This is a genomic window from Pseudomonas sp. SH10-3B, assembly GCF_019891415.1.
Lineage (GTDB): Bacteria > Pseudomonadota > Gammaproteobacteria > Pseudomonadales > Pseudomonadaceae > Aquipseudomonas.
The window spans coordinates 1-422 of record NZ_JAFLXD010000139.1 but is presented as its reverse complement, the minus strand read 5'-3'; the positions used below and the strand labels follow the sequence as shown (position 1 = coordinate 422).

Here is a 422-nt window from a genome sequence, read left to right as displayed (position 1 = left end):
GTACCAAACCCCGACCAGTTGCCCGTATTTGTTGTAGCTGTAGTCCGTGACATGACCGTCGGGATCGATCTTACGAATGACATCGCCCTGGCCATTGCGCTCGTACTTCCAGACCGCCAGACCCCGCCTTACAACCCGTACGAAGCCATTGTCATGCTCGTAGGTTGTTGGCTCATCATCCCCGGGAAATAACGCCACCAGCCTTCCGGCTTCGTCGTACTGATACGCCGTCACAGCGCCCAGAGGATCCTGCTCGACCGTCAGCCGACCCTTGTCGTCATAGGATTTGAAATGCGAAGCACCATCCGGATCAATCCGCTGTACCAGCCGTGCCCGGTCGTCATGGACATACACTTCCTGACTGCCATCGGCGTTATGCACCGTGACACGGCCGTCATCTCCCCAGGCATACCGCGTATCCA

Annotated in this window: 1 protein-coding gene; it reads right to left on the bottom strand. The window is 57.6% G+C overall.

Translation table 11 applies throughout. The features are described 5' to 3' along the window. Positions 1–422 (bottom strand): RHS repeat domain-containing protein (locus J1G35_RS31265; protein WP_223016884.1); only part of this gene is annotated, 422 nt, incomplete at both ends.